Raw genomic sequence first — 16,328 nt, 5'->3', positions numbered from 1 at the left:
CTATGATAAAACTAAAAGTAAATAGTCCCGAGCAAACTAAAAAAATTGGTCAAAATTTGGCAAGCCAATTACAAGCAGGCGATGTTTTATTGTTAGATGGCGAACTGGGGGCTGGAAAAACAACCTTTACTAAAGGTTTAGCACAAGGACTAGGAATTAAACAAAATATTAAAAGTCCAACTTTTACGATTGTGAGAGAGTACCAAGCTGGTCGATTACCGTTGTATCATATGGATGTTTATCGTTTAGAAGCAGGTGGTAGTGATGAACTTGGACTTGACGAATATTTTAATGGTGATGGAGTTAGTGTTGTAGAGTGGTCGCAATTTGCAGAAGACGAACTTCCACAGAATTATCTGCGGTTAAAGTTTATGCGGAACGATGACTTAGGTGACAATAATCGAACAATTGAAGCTACAGCTAATGGGAAGCATTTTGAGACGATATTAAAATCGGGAGTGTTTACCGTAAATGAGTGAAGAAGTCGAAATTAAAATACGAGCAGCGAAATCAGACGATGCGCAAAATATTTTATCGTTGTTAACGCAACTTAAAGCTGAATCAGCTAATTTTGTAGTTGCTGATGATCTTGAAAAAGTGACTGCAGTTGATGAGCAAGAAGAGATTACTAAAATCAATGCTTCTGGCACGAATCTAATCTTAGTAGCCACAGATGGAAATAAGTTAATTGCAATTGCTACCGTTGATGAAATTCAAGCTGCAATCGGTGAACTAGGAATCGCTGTCCTACAGGATTATCAAGGAATAGGTTTAGGAACGGCAATGATTGAAACCGTAATTGATTGGGTTAAATATGATAGTCAGTTAGATGGTTTAAGTTTATCAGTCTTAAAAAGTAATCTGAAAGCCTTCTCTTTATATCAAAAATTAGGATTTATAGTAACCAGTCGAAGTGAAAAGTTAATTGAAATGAAACTAAAAAAAGACCGATATTAATCGGTCTTTTTTTAGATATTTGTAATAAAAGATTTTAATTCAGCATTACCAAATTGTTGATGCTGATGAATTAAAATATTAGCACATGCTAAGCTATCATCAAGCGCATTATGATGATGTTCCAACTCAATCCCTAATTCGCTGCTAACAGTATTTAATTTATGGTTAGAAAATTGTGGGAAAAATTTACGCGAGGTTTTAACAGTATCTAAGGTTTGATAGTGAGGCATTGGTAATCGATAGCGTTCGATACTTTTTCTTAAAACGCTATTATCGAAACGATTATTATGTGCCACTACCAGTCGATTTCGCTTAAAAAACGGCTTAATAATTTCCCAAATCTCAGGGAAAATCGGTGCATCTGCGACATCCTCGCTGTGAATTCCGTGGACATTTACATTGCGCCAGTTAAAATCAGTCTCAGGATTAATCAAAGAATAAAATTCATCAACTACCTGATCATTTCGAACGACAGTTAAAGCTACAGAACAGGCACTAGCACGCTGACTGGCAGCTGTTTCAAAATCAATTGCAACAAAATTCATGTGTCACGTCACCCCGATTAAGCTTGTAAATTGTCAATGACTAATTGAACTGGACAATGGTCGGATCCTTCCACAGTATCAAGAATATTAGCAACTCTAACATCGTTAACTAATGGGTCAGAGATGATGAAATAATCAAGTCTCCATCCATGATTATCGTGTCGAGCATGTCCACGATAACTCCAGAAGGTATAACGAGTTTCAGTTGGATGTAACTTTCTAAAGATGTCACAAAAACCGCTGTCTAATAATTCTGTAAATTGATCACGTTCTGCTTTGGTGTAACCAGGTGCTTCATGATGTTCATCGGGATTGAAAATATCGATGGGTTCATGAGCAATGTTTAAATCACCACCAATTACTACGTTTTTCTTTTGTTTAAGGTTATCAACAAATTTAATAAATTTTTCATCCCAGACTTCTTTTTCATCTAGATGTTGTAATTCTTCTCCAGCAACTGGGGCATAAACATTGACCAGATAAAAGTCCGCATATTCAAGCGTGATGGTACGACCTTCCGGATCAACATCGTTTCCATCTAGACCATAAGTGACACTGATTGGTTTATGTTTTGTGAAAACTGCTGTTCCTGCATACCCAGGTCGTTCGGCAGAATCCCAATATTGATAGTATTCATCAGGAATTGCTAATTTGATTTCATCAGGAGCCACTCTGGTTTCCTGCACGTTAAAGAAATCAGCATCGGCAGCTTTGAAAAATTCATAAAAGTTCTTTTTGACAATTGCACGCATTCCGTTGACATTCCAAGAAATAAAATTCATTTGATGACCTCCTAGATTTTTTCTTTATTATATCACGACTAGGAAAGGCAAATGGTTTTCACTGTCTGTGCGTGCTAAAATAGAAAAAGACGATTGAAAGGATAGATAAAATGGCAACTGATATACGTGATAAATTTAAAAACATAAAAATTTTAAAAGATGAACCGTTAGCAAATTATTCTTGGACTGAAACGGGTGGAAAGGCTGATTATTTAGCCTTTCCCCGTTCTTATGAAGAGACAGAACAATTATTAAACTATGTTAACGAGATTAAAATGCCGCTGACAGTTTTAGGAAATGCTAGTAATCTGATAGTTCGAGATGGTGGGATTCGTGGATTAACCATGATTTTAACAAAAATGGACCATATCCATGTTGATGGTGACCGAGTTATGGCCGAAGCCGGTGCAGCTTATGTAGAAACCACCAAAGTAGCTCAACAGCATAGTTTGACCGGGTTAGAATTTGCGGCTGGAATTCCTGGTAGTATTGGCGGCGGAGTTTATATGAATGCTGGTGCTTATGGCGGAGAAACCGATCATGTTTTAGAAACCGCTACGGTATTAACCGAAGCAGGTAATATTGAAGTATTTACTAATGAAGAGCTTGAGTTTGGTTATCGTCACAGTAAAATTCAGGATACGCATGGGATTGTATTAGCAGCAACCTTTAAACTCGAAAAAGGGAATCCAACTTTGATTCAACATGAAATGGATCACCTTAACTATTTAAGAAAATCAAAACAGCCTTTGGAATATCCATCTTGTGGGAGTGTTTTTAAACGTCCTAAAGGTCATTTTGCTGGGAAATTAATTCATGATGCTGATTTGCAAGGTTATCGATACGGTGGAGCAGAGGTTTCTAAAAAGCATGCTGGGTTTATTGTAAATGTCGATCATGCAACGGCGACGGACTATCTACAAGTAATTAAGCATGTGCAAGAAACTGTATATCAGAATTCCGGAATTCATTTACAGACTGAAGTTCGCATAATCGGTAAATCATAGGGATAATTAAAAAGATTAACATTTGTCATGTTAATCTTTTTTACTGGTAAAAATTGCAATAAAAAAACCCCTAAAAATTAATTTAAGGATTTTACTGATGTTTATTTGGATTCCGGCGTGATAATGGTATAAATCCAATAAATAACTAACTGAGCAATTGTCATCAGGATAACAAAAATAATCATTTGCCTAGTCCACATGGTCATAAACAGCTTCGCGTAAAACTTAGGTTTAATGATTAGATAAACGGTGTGAACCCGTAAAAAACGACCAATGAACAATCCCACAGAACTTAGCCCAATCAAAATACACGTAGTGATAAAATCAGTGAATTGATTTTTGATATGTAATTTAGCATTCATTGCTTTGGCAACGTGAATCAACCCCCAAAAACCAATGAAAGCACAAGTTAATGCACTGATTAACAAACAAGTATATAAAAACCAAATGTGACTATCTAACTTGAGCATTCCATTGATGTTGTTGGGATGTAACCAGGACAAATGTAACAAATCAGTTAAAATGTATGGTGCATTTGGATAAAATAACAACCATATTATCGTTAACAGCCAAAAAATAAGTGGATTTTGCTTGGGATTATCACCAATATGAAAACTTAATTCAATTGGTATATATCCTAAAAAGGTATTTAAAAGTAAAAAACCAAATAAAGAATCCTTGATAAAAATCTTAATGAAAACTAACCAGACTAGAAAGAACAATCTAACTTGCCATTTTTTATTTCTTGTCATAAAAATCACCTCAAAATGTCTTACTTAAATTAAACCGCAAATCTAAGTAAAAAACTATTAATTTGTATGAATTAATCCAAATTTAGTAAATGTTTCGTTGCTCTCTACCTATTAAAATAGGCTTGGAGAGTGATATAATTATTATGAATAAAAGCAGGGGGAACAATGTTGATGGGAATCGATTGGGGTAATATATTAACCTTACATAATTTAAGTAATATCTTAGATGTACTGGTAGTTTGGGTATTGATTTATGAATTAATCATGTTATTACGTGGTACACGTTCAATTCAACTCTTACGTGGAATCGTAATTTTGATTTTAGCCAAAGTTATTAGTTTATATCTAGGTTTGACGATGACTTCCTGGATTTTGGATCAAGTTATCAACTGGGGAGTAATCGGGTGTATCGTAATTTTCCAGCCGGAAATTAGGCGCGGTTTAGAAAAACTAGGTCGACGCTCAGTTTTTAAACAGTCGCAACAGCAAAATGCCAAAGCGGAAAAACTGATTAAAGCACTTAATGGTGCGATTCAATATATGTCCAAGCGACGGATTGGGGCATTAATTGCTATTCAAATGAAAACTGGTTTAGAAGAATACATCGAAACTGGAATTCAATTAGATGCCGATGTTTCTAGCCAGTTGTTGATTAATATTTTTATTCCGAATACTCCGCTACATGATGGAGCGGTTATCATCAAAGATGGACGGATTGCGTCTGCTGCTTCATATTTGCCATTATCACAGAGTAATTTAATTCCCAAAGAACTTGGAACTAGGCATCGGGCGGCAGTTGGAATTTCAGAGGTAACAGATGCGATTACCATCGTTATTTCTGAAGAAACTGGTGAAGTATCAATTACGAGAAATAATGAATTATTACGTGGAATGACACAAGCTGACTATTTGAAATACTTACGCAGTCAGTTAATTAATACTAATGTCAAAGACCATAAGACCCTCTTTGGAGAAATCCATGACTTCTTCATCAAGCACTTTGGGGGTAAAAAATCATGAAAAAATTTTTTGAAAGTAAAGCATTTTGTTTAATTATTTCGTTAATTTTTGCTCTAGTATTATTTTTCATGGTGCATGATTATAAATTGATTAATCCCAGCGGCTCCAACTATCAACAAGATGATCCACAATTAACTTCCAATGCTTCTAAACAAGTTGAAGTTCCCTTACAGTTAAACGTTGATTCGGATAAATACTTTGTAATCGGTTATCCTGACAAAGTAAAAGTTGATTTGAAAGGTCCCTCAGCACTCGTTACTACTACTGCAAATACACAGAATTTTAAAGTTACTGCTGATTTAAGTAATTTGACACCGGGTCGACACGTTGTTAAACTGCAACAATCTGGATTGAATTCAGAGCTGCATGCTAAAATTCAACCTGAAAAAATTGAAGTTAACATTCAAAATCGTGAAACTGATTCATATCCAGTAGCAGTTAAATATCAAAAGAATCACATTGCTGATGGCTATAAAGTTGGCAAGATTGAAAAAGATGTTGATAAAGTAAATGTTACTGGACCAGCTGATGAAATGAATAAGATTAAAAAAGTGGTTGCAGAAGTCAACTTGGCAAAAGACACTGATAAAACCTTCAATAAGGCAACTGTGATTGATGCTTTAGATAGCAAGGGAAGAACCGTAAACGTGGTTATTTCACCTTCAACTACTAAAGTAAAAATGCCAATCAATAAAGATAATGAAGATAAGTAACGTAAAGAAGAGAAATGGAGATGGAGTATGAAATATTTTGGGACAGATGGAATTCGCGGAGTTGCTAATCAGGAATTAACGCCTGAATTAGCCTTTAAAGCTGGACGTGCGGGTGGTTACGCTCTTACAAAAAGAAGCGCTGAAGATCATCAGCCACGTGTTTTAGTTTCACGCGACACTAGAATTTCTGGGCAGATGTTAGAAGATGCGTTGGTTGCAGGACTTTTATCAGTCGGAATTGAGGTAATTCGCTTAGGAATTGTTACAACTCCAGGAGTAGCTTATTTAGTTCGTGACCAAAGTGCAGATGCAGGGGTGATGATCACCGCTTCGCATAATCCTGCCAAATATAATGGCATCAAATTCTTTGGCGGCGATGGGTATAAACTTTCTGATGATATTGAGTCCGATATTGAATCTATTTTAGAAAGCAACGAGGATAATTTACCTCGTCCATCAGCTAAAGGTTTAGGAACTGCTGATAATTATACGGAAGCGGGGCAGAAATACATTCATTTCTTAGCTCAAAGTATTCCAGAGAATTTAGACGGCATTAAAGTGTCAGTTGACGCTGCTAATGGAGCTACAAGTGCTTTAGTTCCACGTCTATATGCTGATTTAGGCTTGGATTTTGAAACAATGGCTACGACACCGAATGGAATTAACATTAATGATAATGTTGGTTCGACGCATCCAGAACAATTACAAAAAATGGTTGTTGAAAATGGGTCTCAATTAGGGATTGCATTTGATGGCGATGGTGATCGCTGTATTGCTGTGGATGAAAAAGGAAATATCGTGGATGGCGATAAGATTATGTACATTTGTGGAAAATACATGGATGAACATGGTCGTTTAAAACACGATACCATTGTGACAACGGTTATGAGTAACCTGGGAATGTATAAAGCCATGGAAGCTCATGGGATGAAGAGTGTAAAGACCAAAGTTGGTGATCGGTATGTAGTTGAAGAAATGAATGCCAATGGCTACAACCTTGGTGGCGAACAATCAGGACACATCGTCTTTTTAGACTTTAATACAACTGGTGATGGAATGCTAACTAGTCTTCAACTAATGTGGATTATGAAAGAAACCGGTAAGCTATTATCAGAATTAGCTGATGAAGTTACTAAATACCCACAAAGTTTAGTAAACGTAACAGTTAAAGATAAGGCACACGCCATGGATCATCCAGAAGTTCAAGCTGAAATCAAAAAAGTTGAAGCCGAAATGAACGGAAATGGTCGAATTTTGGTTCGTCCTAGTGGAACAGAACCATTATTACGGGTAATGGTAGAGGCTTTAACACAAGAACAAAGTAATGAGTATGCACATCGGATTGCGGATGTTGTTGAAAAATATAATCAATAATAGCTGCAAATTTAAAATTAAAGCGCCTCATAATGATTGAAAAATTAATAATTATGAGGCGCTTTTTTTGCTTTTTTTTGATAATAAAGTTCTTTTTTAAATTTAATAAAATCAATAATTTCTTGTTTTTGGTTATTTTACAAATTATTATTATTATTATTTTTTCGATTATAACTATTCATAATCGTAAGTTTCTTAGCAATCGCTGGTCTTAAGAATATCATCATTGCCAGTATAGCTATTCCGTAATCAATCAATATTTGTCCCCAGCCATTGTAAAAGGAACTAGTTAAAAAAGAATTTGTTGTAAAGTATGAATTAAAATCACTTGAAAAATGATACAATATCGGAGCAATAATACTAGATGTTCTAGCATATAAAGTTGCCATTAAGATTCCGAATGGAATAGCACCTAATACTTGTTGTAAAGTAACCAAAAATGGTTGGTAAAACACATTTACAGAATGAAAAAGTCCAAACAAAATACTACTAATTATTACACCAAAGATTAACTTGCAAAAGGTGTTACCTTTTACAAGTTGAGTTATCTTAGGGAAAATAATTCCACGAAACCCGTATTCTTCTAATAAAGCTGACCCACAAGAAAACATCAAAAAACTCATGGAGTTAGCATCATATCCAATTGTTTTAATGTTAATGGTTGCAATATAAATTATAATCATTATTAATGCTAATAATAATGGGTATTTTTGCAAATTGAATGGAATATCTGATTTAACTGAGACTGGCTGTTTCATGTATCGATGATTTAACCAAACAATAATTATAAATGCTAGCCCGTATCTAATAATTAATTCAAACAGGACTAACGATGGGACATTGAAGAGTGAAATTAAATTAAAGTATTTAAATATTAGTATGACTCCTACACCAATAAAAGCAGTCACATTGTCTATTATTATAAACATAATAAAAAAAATAGCGATTTTCCAAATATTTTTTGTTTGGGACGTTTTTAGTAATTCCATGAAGTTCCTCCAATATTTTGATAAATAACAAATTTAAAAATAATTATATCAATTTTTTTGATATAAAAAAATAATCATTATAAAATTATAATCTTAAATTTATCTAATCAGTAGTATGCAATTTAATAACAAGTACTATTAATATGCGTTATACTACGTTAGATTGATTAAATATCTATACTAGGAGCACTCTTGATGAAAAAAGAAACAGTAAAAGTGCCAATCTTATTTTGGCTTGTTTTAGGATTTGTTTTACTAATCGGATTGTTATACCCATTTAGTGCTTCTGCGAAGCAAAAAGATGTGATGAGAACCCCGATTGCACCGAATAAATCGTCAGAAATTGTTCCGTATCCCAATCTAAAAAAGGATCACAAAGTTTGGGTTAAAGTTTCACTAGCAAAGCAGCGTGCCTATATTTATGACAATAAAAAGCTGTTATATACAATGTACGTATCGACTGGTAGACCAGGCAAGGAAACTAAGACGCCTACGGGGGTTTTCCATATTGAAAATTTGAGAGGAAAATATTTCTACTCGGATAGGTTCAAAGAAGGAGCGTATTATTGGATTTCTTTTGCGGAACGCGGACTTTATTTATTTCACTCTAATCCAGTTGATAAGAACGGTAAGATTATTGAATCAGATGCCAAAGAGATTGGGAAAAAGCCAACTTCACAAGGTTGTGTGCATTTAACTGAGTCAGATGGTAAGTGGTTCTACGAAAATATTCCGGCAGGAACTAAAGTTGTGATTGAGAAATAAAAGAATTTGTAAAAGGCCAAGGTTGTGTTTACAATCTTGACCTTTTTGTATAAAAAATCTAGTTTTTGTGCGTATCTTACAATGCGTATTAACTATATAATAATTTATTGCTTTAGTTGTGACATAGTTGTACAATATTAAGTACAAAAGGAAGGGGCGGTCTTGATGGAAGCAACTACTTATTCAAACTTTAGAAATAAATTAAAAAGTTATATTGATAAAGCTACTAATGATTACGAACCCATTACAATTACTAGAAAAGATGATAAAAATGCAGTTTTAATTTCTGCCGAGGAATATAACAATATGAAAGAAAATCAATTTATTTTAGGAAATCCAAATAACTTAAAATGGTTAGAAGAAAGTAAAATACAAGCAGAGAATGGTGATCTAGCTAACCATAAATTGCTTGAGGATGAAGATGAATAAAGAATTTACTATTAATGGTTGGAAAGATTATATTTGGTATGAAGAAAATAGTAAAAAAGATTTAAAAAGAGTAAATAAATTAATAAAAAGTATTTCTAGAACTCATTATGAAGGATTAGGAAAACCAGAACCTCTACACGGAGATTTTAGTGGTTATTGGTCTAGAAGAGTAAATGAAAAAGATCGTATCGTTTATAAAGTTATAAATAATAAAATAATTATTTTGGCTTGTCGTACGCATTATGAATGAAATTAAAGATTTATGAATATAATAAAGATTTTTAATCTCTATCAAACGAAGCCGGAACCTCAATCCGATTAAAGATTGATGTGTCTGGCTTTTTTAATTGTTGTAATAATATTTCTCCAGCCATTGCTCCCATTTTAAATGGGTATTGACGAATTACTTTAATCGTAGGATTAATAATATTAATTAAATTACTGTCAGAAAAACCGGTCATTAACGTAGGTTGCTGCTTACTGATTAATCCTTCGTACATCAGACGTGGTAATATTTCAATGAGCCAGCGTTCTTTAATGGCAAAAATCAAAGTTTCTGGATTTTGTTTAATTTCTTGTTTTAATTTTTTATAAGCACGAGTAAAACTAGATTTAGAATTTCCAGGATTGATGATCTGTATTTCAAAATTATCATAAACCTCTTTAATTCCAGCAATTCGTTGCTTGATAGTTGAAACATTTTCGGATTCATCTGCGACTAAGATGATTTTGGAAATGTTTTTTTGTTGTTTAAAATAACGACAGGCTTCGCGAGTGATTTGTAAATTATTGGTGACGATACTAGACCAATTTGTTTTAGGAATCTCTCGATCTAGTAACACGATGGGAAATTCATGGTTAAATTCATTTTTTAAAAATTTTAAATTATTTGTTAAAGGTTGAATAATAAGCCCCGCTAATAAATCTGTATCAAATGACAAAATGTTTTGTTTTTCTTTTTCTGGACTATTTGCCGAGTTTAATAAAATGGTGTTAAATCCATGTTTTTCTAATTCTGCTGTGATTCCGTTAAACATTTCAATTGAAAAATAATCATTGATATCAGCTGCTGAAACGGCCACAATATGTCTTTTTTTGTTTTTTAACTGGCGGGCCATGGTATTTGGGACATAGTTGTATTTATTAATTACTTTTTTAACGCGTTTGTATGTTGTCTCAGACATTAAGTTAGCTTTTCCATTTAAGTAACGAGAAACGGTTGCAGTTGAAACTTGTGCTTCTTTGGCAATTTCAGTAATGGTTATTTTTTGGTGTGTCATTTTGATTACACTTTCTGTTTCAGATTAAATTAATTCTATACGTCTTTTCCTATTTTTTATGCTTGGTTTATTGTAAAATTTAATTATGCGTTTGTAATCTTTTTAGGTTTTGATTTTCAAGTCGGACGTAGACCAATTTTGCAAATTTGTTGACATGAATTACTGTAAATACTATGATAGTAGTTGTTCAATAAATAAAAAATAAAAATAAACATCTATACCAATTTTAAAAAACGAGGTAAAAAATATGTGTGGAGTAGTAGGAGTTACAGGCAATAAAAATGCAACTGAAATATTAGTCAATGGACTAGAAAAGTTGCAATATCGTGGTTATGATTCTGCTGGAATCTTTGTAGACAGTAAAAAGGGTCCTGATTATTTAGTTAAAACAACTGGAAGTATTGCTGATTTGAAACGAAAAATCGGACCAGAAGTTCAAGGAACTGCTGGAATTGGACATACTCGTTGGGCAACTCATGGTGGTGTAAATATTGAAAATGCTCATCCTCAATTTTCTGATGACGAACGCTTTTATTTAGTTCACAATGGTGTGATTGAAAACTTCCAAGCCTTAAAAGACGAATATTTACAAGACGTGAAATTTCACAGTCAAACTGATACCGAAGTAGTCGTACAATTAATTGATAAATTTGTCACACAAGATGGTATGAATACTAAAGATGCCTTTAACAAGACCTTATCATTACTGGGAAATTCATCGTATGCCTTCGTGTTAATGGATAAAGAAGAACCCGAAACCTTATACGTTGCTAAAAACAAAAGTCCTTTGTTGATTGGTCTAGGTAATGGTTGTAATGTAGTTTGTTCTGATTCAATTGCTATGTTAGACGTTACGCATACTTTCCTTGAAATTCAAGATGGAGATGTTTGTGTCGTAAATCCAGATAGTGTAGTTGTTGATGATAAAAATGGCAATGCGGTTGAACGAGAAACTTTTGAAGTTGATGTCGACCCAAGTGCATCTGATAAGGGAACTTACCCATATTACATGTTAAAAGAAATTGACGAACAGCCAAACGTAATGCGTAAACTCTCTGCTCGTTATCTTGATCTTGATGGCAATCCTATGATTGATCCCAAATTATTAGCCGAAATCAAAGACTCAGATCGAATTTATATTGTTGGGGCCGGAACTAGTTATCACGCTGGTTTAGTTGGTAAAATTCAATTAGAAAAATTAACTGGAATTCCAACTGAAGTGCATGTTGCCTCAGAGTTTGCATATGAACACCCAATCCTTTCCAAAAAACCATTCTTCATTTTCTTGTCACAAAGTGGAGAAACTGCTGATAGTCGTCAAGTATTAGTAAATGTTAATAAAAAGAACCTACCTAGTTTAACGGTTACTAATGTTGCTAATTCAACTCTTTCACGTGAATCGACATTTACGTTGTTACTTGATGCTGGTCCAGAAATTTCAGTTGCTTCTACCAAAGCATATACGGCTCAGATTGCATTAGAAGCAATCTTGGCTAAAGCTGTGGGAGAATACGTTGGGAATCAAGCTGCTAAAGACTTTGATCTTAAAGGGCAGTTAGCTTTAGTTGCCACGGGGATGCAAAGCATTGTTGATGAAAAAGCTAAGATGGATCAAGTCGCCAAAGATTATTTTGTCGATGCTAGCCAAGCTTTCTACATTGGTCGTGGGATTGACTACACTGTTTCCATTGAAGCTGCTTTAAAATTAAAAGAAATTTCATATGTGCATGCTGAAGGATTTGCCTCTGGTGAATTAAAACATGGAACGATTGCTTTGATTGAAAAAGGAACCCCTGTGATTGGAATTATTACGCAAGCAGACACTGCTGGTTTAACCCGTAGTAACTTGGCTGAAACTGCTGCTCGTGGTGCTAAAACTCTTTCAATTGTTAGAAAGAGTCTGGCAAAACCGGGAGATACGTTTGTGATTCCGGATGTTGACGAAATGCTTTCACCATTGCTTAGCGTGATTCCTGCTCAATTAATTGCATATTACACTAGTTTGAACAAGGGATTAAACGTCGATTTACCCCGAAATCTTGCTAAGAGTGTCACAGTAGAATAGAAATTTAATAAGAAGAATTGTGCAAACAATTCTTTTTTTATAGAGTTAAAAGAAGGTGAAACTTGTGAAATATACTAAACGTACAAAACAAAAGAAACATGATCGCAAAGAAGAAACCTGGCAAAAGTTTAAGGATCAACAAAATAAATTAAGTGCTAATCGTAAGGGAGTTAAGTCCGTTACGAAAAGACACTGGTAAGCACGAAAGGGAAAGCGATGACACAAAAAAGTCATGAAACGTTAACTTTGATTGAAGAGATTACTCGATTAGATGGTAGTACTTATGTTGAAATTAGTAATATGGTTCAAAATGGACGGGCTGAATTAGCGGCAGAACGAAAACTGATTAAACAGGTTCGCATTTTGCAACTTAATATTCCACATTCTGTCCATGTGATTAATTATGAAAACTACATTAATGATAATTTTACGATGCCAACCGAAAAATTACAGGAATTTGAAGAATGGAAACGAACTCCGGAGATGGATCAAGAAGTTCAAATGATTCTCAATGAAAACCACATTGGTTAAGTTGCAACCGTTTTCTTTACCAGTAAAATGGATTATGGGATAATATATGAAAAGACAGATGGAGGTTTGCCATGATTGAAAATTTTCTGATTGGTACGTATACCAATAATCAAAGTAAGGGTATCTATCAAATCGAACTAGATACTGATAAACGAGTATTACAAAATACAGAATTAGTTGCTGAAGTTGGTTCACCCACCTATGTTGCTGAATCTGATGCACAAAAAATTTATGCAGTGGATAAAGTAACAGATGGAGACCAAGTTCGTGGTGGTTTGATTAATCTTGATGGATCAACTACTCCTGCTAAAGAAATTCAGACCTTGGTTGCTGAAGGAAGTAGTCCTGCTTATGTAACCGTTGATGAAAAACGACAAAATGTTTACACTGCTAATTATCATACGGGCGACGTAACTGTTTTTAACATTGAAGCTGACGGGCGTTTAACTGAAACCGACCGCGTCCATGATACGGGAATGGTAGGACCAAAGCCAGAACAGGCTGATGGACCTCATCCTCATTATGCAGACGTTGCATTTGACGGACGTCTCGTGATTTGCGATTTAGGGTTAGATCGAGTTTATCTTTATGATATTTCTGATCAAGGTAAATTAAACTTAGTTAGTCAATTAACCATGGCTCCTGGTTTTGGACCTCGTCATATTGATTTTGTGGAAGAAACCGGTAAAGCTTACTTAGTTGGGGAATTAAGCAGCGAGTTAGCTGTGTTAAATTACAACGAAGAAACTGGTGAATTTTCAGTTCAACAAATTGTTTCTACTATCCCAGCCGACTGGACGTCACATAATGGTGGTGCAGCTATTCATCTTTCTGCCGATCATAAGTTTGTATATATTTCTAATCGAGGTAACGATAGTATCGCTGCTTTTGCTATTGAGCCTGATGGAAATGTAAAACTAATTCAGTTAATCTCAACTGAAGGTGAATTTCCCCGTGATTTTAACTTTAATCAGGATCAGAAGTTTTTAATTGCTTTAAACCAAAATACAAACAATGCAACCTTGTACACTCGTGATCCAGCAACTGGAATACTGACTTTATTGCAAAAGGATTTTGAGATTCCAGAAGGAACCTGCATTACTTTACGTAAATAAAAACAAAAGAGGTAAAAACAATGTCAGAAAATGAAATTGAATCAATTATTGCTGGACGTTTAGATAAAATTTTTGAAGATTATCCAACTACTCCTCGTATTGAAATGCTTAAGATTGCGTTTAAACAATCAATTGTCAAAGATGCCGAAATGAAAATGACAAAAGATTTATCAATGAATGATGCTATCGAACAAGCATTTACTGATTTTGGTAACATTCGTCATCAAATTAATACAGCTCTTTTTAATGATAAAGAAAAATAAATTGCAAATTCAACATTGATATTGTATATTTATGTTAATAAATGACTGACATTGGTAAGAAAAGTAACTTTAAGACAGCCTACTCAGCGAGTTGAGGATTGTGGAAGCTCAGCTAGGTCTTAGAGTGAATAACACCTTACTTTCTGTTTGTGATGTCAACGGCTGCTAACCGTTATCCTTGCGTGAAAGTGGTTTATTAATTTAAACAATCTGGGTGGTACCGCGAAGATCTCGTCCCTTGTCGATGAGGTCTTTTTGTTTTGTCATAAAATAAAACGGGGGAATTAAAATGAAAAATGTTTTAGTAAAAGATTTATATACTAAAAAACGTGATTTTGGCGATGAATCAATCACAATTTCTGGTTGGATTCGAACGATTCGTGATTCAAAAAAGATTGCTTTTATTGAAGTTAACGATGGTTCATACATTAAGAATATCCAAATAATTGCCAAGAAAAACGCGTTGGCTAATTTCGATGACATCGTTAAATTACCAATTAGTTCTACAGTTAAAATTACTGGTAAATTGGTAGAAACGCCAAATGCACAACAGCCATTTGAATTACATGCAGAAGAGGTTGAAATTGAGGGCGTTGCTGATCCGGATTATCCATTACAAAAGAAAAAGCATTCTTTGGAGTATTTACGGACGATTGCTCATTTACGTCCCCGAACCAATACCTTTTATTCAGTATTCAAGATTCGCTCGCTTGCTGCGTTTGCAATTCATGAATATTTACAAAAATATGGTTTTGTCTATGTCAATACTCCAATCATTACTAGTAGTGATACCGAAGGGGCTGGGGAAATGTTCAGAATCAGTACCCTTGATCCTGATCAGACTCCTCGAACTGATGATGGAAAAGTTGATTACTCACAAGATTTCTTTGGTCAAGAAACTAACTTAACCGTTAGTGGACAGCTTCCAGTAGAAGCATTTGCACTTGCTTTTCGCAATGTTTATACTTTTGGACCAACTTTTAGAGCCGAAGATTCGCATACTAAACGTCATGCTGCTGAATTTTGGATGATTGAACCAGAAATGGCATTTGCAGATTTGAATGATGTTTTAGATCGATCTGAAGGTTTATTAAAATATGTGATTAACTACTTATTAGAAAATGCCAGTGCAGACTTACAATTTTTAAATGACAATGTTGATCATAACTTGTTGGAACTGCTACATCATACAGTTGATGAAGATTTTGCACGTATTACTTATACTGAAGCAATCGATATTTTGGAAAAAGCTGATGTTGATTTTAAATTCCCAGTTAAATGGGGAATTGATTTGAATTCTGAACATGAACAATACTTAGCGGAAAAAGCTTTTGGAAAGCCGGTCTTTGTTACTGACTATCCTCGTAATATCAAAGCCTTTTACATGCGTGATAATCCCGATGAAAAGACGGTTGCTGCTGTTGATTTGCTAGTTCCACGAATTGGGGAATTGATTGGTGGAAGTCAGCGTGAAGAACGTGAAGATGTCTTAGAAACTAAAATGAAAGAATTTGGTTTGCCAAAAGAAGAATACGAATGGTATTTGGAACTTCGTAAATATGGTGGTACTAAACATTCTGGTTTTGGAATCGGTTTTGAACGTCTCTTAATGTATGTGACTGGAATGGATAATATCCGTGACGTTATCCCTTATCCTCGGATTCAAGGAAGTATTAAATTTTAAAACAAAAGAACGCAGATTTGCGTTCTTTTTTTATTGTCTAAGTTGGTTTATAATAAT

Annotated in this window: 20 protein-coding genes; 15 read left to right on the top strand and 5 right to left on the bottom strand. The window is 34.4% G+C overall.

The window, feature by feature from the left end; all coding sequences use genetic code 11:
* The first annotated feature begins 2 nt into the window (after window positions 1-2).
* Both tsaE and AC0GLR_RS05065 read left to right on the top strand, forming a co-directional pair.
* Window positions 3-479: a tRNA (adenosine(37)-N6)-threonylcarbamoyltransferase complex ATPase subunit type 1 TsaE gene (gene tsaE, locus AC0GLR_RS05070; protein ID WP_495604391.1), complete on the top strand. Its 477-nt coding sequence runs from the start codon at window positions 3-5 to the stop codon at window positions 477-479.
* Window positions 472-957, top strand: coding sequence for a GNAT family N-acetyltransferase (locus tag AC0GLR_RS05065; RefSeq protein ID WP_495604390.1), 486 nt, complete (start codon window positions 472-474; stop codon window positions 955-957). The genes tsaE and AC0GLR_RS05065 overlap by 8 nt, the downstream gene beginning before the upstream one ends.
* 11 nt (window positions 958-968) lie before the next feature.
* Here AC0GLR_RS05065 and AC0GLR_RS05060 read toward each other — a convergent pair whose 3' ends face one another.
* Both AC0GLR_RS05060 and AC0GLR_RS05055 read right to left on the bottom strand, forming a co-directional pair.
* Window positions 969-1,502 (bottom strand): 3'-5' exonuclease, encoded by a 534-nt coding sequence (locus AC0GLR_RS05060; RefSeq protein WP_495604389.1) that lies wholly within the window; start codon window positions 1,500-1,502, stop codon window positions 969-971.
* Between the two features lie 17 nt (window positions 1,503-1,519).
* Entirely contained in the window at window positions 1,520-2,284 is a 765-nt protein-coding gene (locus AC0GLR_RS05055; protein ID WP_495604388.1) for an exodeoxyribonuclease III, read from the bottom strand.
* Window positions 2,285-2,394: 110 nt separating this feature from the next.
* On the opposite strand from AC0GLR_RS05055, the gene murB reads away from it, so the two are divergent.
* Complete coding sequence (gene murB / locus AC0GLR_RS05050; RefSeq protein ID WP_495604387.1) at window positions 2,395-3,291, top strand: UDP-N-acetylmuramate dehydrogenase; 897 nt, start codon at window positions 2,395-2,397, stop codon at window positions 3,289-3,291.
* 101 nt (window positions 3,292-3,392) lie between these two features.
* On the opposite strand, the gene AC0GLR_RS05045 is transcribed toward murB, so the two are convergent.
* Window positions 3,393-4,043, bottom strand: coding sequence for a DUF1361 domain-containing protein (locus tag AC0GLR_RS05045; RefSeq protein ID WP_495604386.1), 651 nt, complete (start codon window positions 4,041-4,043; stop codon window positions 3,393-3,395).
* Between the two features lie 171 nt (window positions 4,044-4,214).
* On the opposite strand from AC0GLR_RS05045, the gene cdaA reads away from it, so the two are divergent.
* The 3 genes from cdaA to glmM are packed head-to-tail and all read left to right on the top strand — an operon-like array spanning window position 4,215 to window position 7,150.
* Complete coding sequence (cdaA, locus tag AC0GLR_RS05040) at window positions 4,215-5,063, top strand: diadenylate cyclase CdaA (protein WP_180993506.1); 849 nt, start codon at window positions 4,215-4,217, stop codon at window positions 5,061-5,063.
* Window positions 5,060-5,776, top strand: coding sequence for a CdaR family protein (locus tag AC0GLR_RS05035; protein ID WP_495604385.1), 717 nt, complete (start codon window positions 5,060-5,062; stop codon window positions 5,774-5,776). The genes cdaA and AC0GLR_RS05035 overlap by 4 nt, the downstream gene beginning before the upstream one ends.
* Window positions 5,777-5,803: 27 nt before the next feature.
* On the top strand, window positions 5,804-7,150 hold the full coding sequence (gene glmM / locus AC0GLR_RS05030) for a phosphoglucosamine mutase (protein ID WP_495604384.1): 1,347 nt from the start codon (window positions 5,804-5,806) through the stop codon (window positions 7,148-7,150).
* 137 nt (window positions 7,151-7,287) lie between these two features.
* On the opposite strand, the gene AC0GLR_RS05025 is transcribed toward glmM, so the two are convergent.
* On the bottom strand, window positions 7,288-8,139 hold the full coding sequence (locus tag AC0GLR_RS05025) for a CPBP family intramembrane glutamic endopeptidase (protein ID WP_495604383.1): 852 nt from the start codon (window positions 8,137-8,139) through the stop codon (window positions 7,288-7,290).
* Between the two features lie 195 nt (window positions 8,140-8,334).
* On the opposite strand from AC0GLR_RS05025, the gene AC0GLR_RS05020 reads away from it, so the two are divergent.
* The 3 genes from AC0GLR_RS05020 to AC0GLR_RS05010 all read left to right on the top strand — a co-directional run bounded on the left by AC0GLR_RS05020 (window position 8,335) and on the right by AC0GLR_RS05010 (window position 9,583).
* Window positions 8,335-8,904: a L,D-transpeptidase gene (locus AC0GLR_RS05020; protein WP_495604382.1), complete on the top strand. Its 570-nt coding sequence runs from the start codon at window positions 8,335-8,337 to the stop codon at window positions 8,902-8,904.
* A gap of 165 nt (window positions 8,905-9,069) precedes the next feature.
* The gene (locus AC0GLR_RS05015; protein ID WP_495604381.1) at window positions 9,070-9,333 is read left to right on the top strand and encodes a type II toxin-antitoxin system Phd/YefM family antitoxin; all 264 of its coding nucleotides are present in this window, start codon (window positions 9,070-9,072) and stop codon (window positions 9,331-9,333) included.
* On the top strand, window positions 9,326-9,583 hold the full coding sequence (locus AC0GLR_RS05010) for a Txe/YoeB family addiction module toxin (protein WP_495604380.1): 258 nt from the start codon (window positions 9,326-9,328) through the stop codon (window positions 9,581-9,583). Before AC0GLR_RS05015 ends, AC0GLR_RS05010 begins: the two co-directional genes overlap by 8 nt.
* A gap of 31 nt (window positions 9,584-9,614) precedes the next feature.
* Here AC0GLR_RS05010 and AC0GLR_RS05005 read toward each other — a convergent pair whose 3' ends face one another.
* Window positions 9,615-10,613, bottom strand: a complete 999-nt coding sequence (locus AC0GLR_RS05005; RefSeq protein ID WP_495604379.1) for a LacI family DNA-binding transcriptional regulator — start codon at window positions 10,611-10,613, stop codon at window positions 9,615-9,617.
* 247 nt (window positions 10,614-10,860) lie between these two features.
* Between AC0GLR_RS05005 and glmS the strand changes: the two genes are divergently transcribed.
* The 6 genes from glmS to asnS all read left to right on the top strand — a co-directional run bounded on the left by glmS (window position 10,861) and on the right by asnS (window position 16,271).
* Window positions 10,861-12,678, top strand: a complete 1,818-nt coding sequence (gene glmS, locus AC0GLR_RS05000) for a glutamine--fructose-6-phosphate transaminase (isomerizing) (protein ID WP_495604378.1) — start codon at window positions 10,861-10,863, stop codon at window positions 12,676-12,678.
* Window positions 12,679-12,742: 64 nt separating this feature from the next.
* Window positions 12,743-12,877 carry a hypothetical protein gene (locus AC0GLR_RS04995; RefSeq protein WP_495604377.1) on the top strand — a complete coding sequence of 45 codons (135 nt, stop codon included), beginning with the start codon at window positions 12,743-12,745 and terminating at the stop codon, window positions 12,875-12,877.
* A 17-nt stretch (window positions 12,878-12,894) separates the two neighbouring features.
* On the top strand, window positions 12,895-13,209 hold the full coding sequence (locus AC0GLR_RS04990) for a hypothetical protein (protein ID WP_054646453.1): 315 nt from the start codon (window positions 12,895-12,897) through the stop codon (window positions 13,207-13,209).
* A gap of 71 nt (window positions 13,210-13,280) precedes the next feature.
* Window positions 13,281-14,324 (top strand): lactonase family protein, encoded by a 1,044-nt coding sequence (locus AC0GLR_RS04985; RefSeq protein ID WP_495604376.1) that lies wholly within the window; start codon window positions 13,281-13,283, stop codon window positions 14,322-14,324.
* 20 nt (window positions 14,325-14,344) lie between these two features.
* Window positions 14,345-14,587 carry a hypothetical protein gene (locus AC0GLR_RS04980; RefSeq protein WP_495604375.1) on the top strand — a complete coding sequence of 81 codons (243 nt, stop codon included), beginning with the start codon at window positions 14,345-14,347 and terminating at the stop codon, window positions 14,585-14,587.
* 289 nt (window positions 14,588-14,876) lie between these two features.
* On the top strand, window positions 14,877-16,271 hold the full coding sequence (asnS, locus tag AC0GLR_RS04975) for an asparagine--tRNA ligase (RefSeq protein WP_495604374.1): 1,395 nt from the start codon (window positions 14,877-14,879) through the stop codon (window positions 16,269-16,271).
* Window positions 16,272-16,328: the final 57 nt, after the last annotated feature.

The sequence above is a fragment of the Fructilactobacillus sp. YLN 2412 genome (assembly GCF_059488745.1).
Note: the sequence above shows the minus strand (reverse complement) of the source record. Positions and strands in the feature narration are given on the sequence as shown.

Coding starts and splice junctions, on each gene's coding strand:
- asnS (WP_495604374.1), top strand. CDS start 14,877: ATGAAAAATGTTTTAGTAAAAGATTTATATACTAAAAAACGTGATTTT.
- AC0GLR_RS05020 (WP_495604382.1), top strand. CDS start 8,335: ATGAAAAAAGAAACAGTAAAAGTGCCAATCTTATTTTGGCTTGTTTTA.
- AC0GLR_RS04985 (WP_495604376.1), top strand. CDS start 13,281: ATGATTGAAAATTTTCTGATTGGTACGTATACCAATAATCAAAGTAAG.
- glmS (WP_495604378.1), top strand. CDS start 10,861: ATGTGTGGAGTAGTAGGAGTTACAGGCAATAAAAATGCAACTGAAATA.
- AC0GLR_RS05005 (WP_495604379.1), bottom strand. CDS start 10,613: ATGACACACCAAAAAATAACCATTACTGAAATTGCCAAAGAAGCACAA.
- cdaA (WP_180993506.1), top strand. CDS start 4,215: ATGGGAATCGATTGGGGTAATATATTAACCTTACATAATTTAAGTAAT.
- AC0GLR_RS05045 (WP_495604386.1), bottom strand. CDS start 4,043: ATGACAAGAAATAAAAAATGGCAAGTTAGATTGTTCTTTCTAGTCTGG.
- AC0GLR_RS05025 (WP_495604383.1), bottom strand. CDS start 8,139: ATGGAATTACTAAAAACGTCCCAAACAAAAAATATTTGGAAAATCGCT.
- AC0GLR_RS04980 (WP_495604375.1), top strand. CDS start 14,345: ATGTCAGAAAATGAAATTGAATCAATTATTGCTGGACGTTTAGATAAA.
- glmM (WP_495604384.1), top strand. CDS start 5,804: ATGAAATATTTTGGGACAGATGGAATTCGCGGAGTTGCTAATCAGGAA.
- AC0GLR_RS04990 (WP_054646453.1), top strand. CDS start 12,895: ATGACACAAAAAAGTCATGAAACGTTAACTTTGATTGAAGAGATTACT.
- AC0GLR_RS05010 (WP_495604380.1), top strand. CDS start 9,326: ATGAATAAAGAATTTACTATTAATGGTTGGAAAGATTATATTTGGTAT.
- AC0GLR_RS05065 (WP_495604390.1), top strand. CDS start 472: ATGAGTGAAGAAGTCGAAATTAAAATACGAGCAGCGAAATCAGACGAT.
- murB (WP_495604387.1), top strand. CDS start 2,395: ATGGCAACTGATATACGTGATAAATTTAAAAACATAAAAATTTTAAAA.
- AC0GLR_RS05015 (WP_495604381.1), top strand. CDS start 9,070: ATGGAAGCAACTACTTATTCAAACTTTAGAAATAAATTAAAAAGTTAT.
- AC0GLR_RS05035 (WP_495604385.1), top strand. CDS start 5,060: ATGAAAAAATTTTTTGAAAGTAAAGCATTTTGTTTAATTATTTCGTTA.
- AC0GLR_RS05060 (WP_495604389.1), bottom strand. CDS start 1,502: ATGAATTTTGTTGCAATTGATTTTGAAACAGCTGCCAGTCAGCGTGCT.
- tsaE (WP_495604391.1), top strand. CDS start 3: ATGATAAAACTAAAAGTAAATAGTCCCGAGCAAACTAAAAAAATTGGT.
- AC0GLR_RS05055 (WP_495604388.1), bottom strand. CDS start 2,284: ATGAATTTTATTTCTTGGAATGTCAACGGAATGCGTGCAATTGTCAAA.